This window comes from Meridianimarinicoccus marinus, assembly GCF_040689105.1.
Classification (GTDB): Bacteria; Pseudomonadota; Alphaproteobacteria; order Rhodobacterales; family Rhodobacteraceae; genus Meridianimarinicoccus; species Meridianimarinicoccus marinus.
The window spans coordinates 1-259 of sequence record NZ_JBFBVU010000133.1; the positions used below are offsets into that span (position 1 = coordinate 1).

The 259-nt window shown below is 25.9% G+C and carries 1 protein-coding gene; it reads right to left on the bottom strand.

Annotated elements, in window-relative coordinates:
* Positions 1-60: 60 nt before the first annotated feature.
* Positions 61-259: hypothetical protein (locus tag AB0T83_RS20650; RefSeq protein ID WP_366195033.1), on the bottom strand; the 199-nt coding region annotated here is incomplete at its 5' end.

A 259-nucleotide genomic window follows, 5' to 3' on the forward strand; every position in this document is an offset into this window, starting at 1 on the left:
GTTTTATTTACAGTGTTTTTTCTTTTTTTTTTCCTTACATTTGTTTTTTGTTTTTTTTTTTTATTTTTTTGGGTTTGGTTTTTGTTTTGTTGGGGGTTTTGTTTGTTCGTTTGTTTTTTTTTTTTTTTTTTTTTTTTTACTTTGTTTTTTCTTTTGTTTTTTTTTTCTTTTTTTTGGTTTTTTTGTTGGTGTGTGTTTTTTTTTTTGTTTTTCTATTTTACAATACATTCCCTTTCCTCGTCCACCTCCCCCCCCCCCC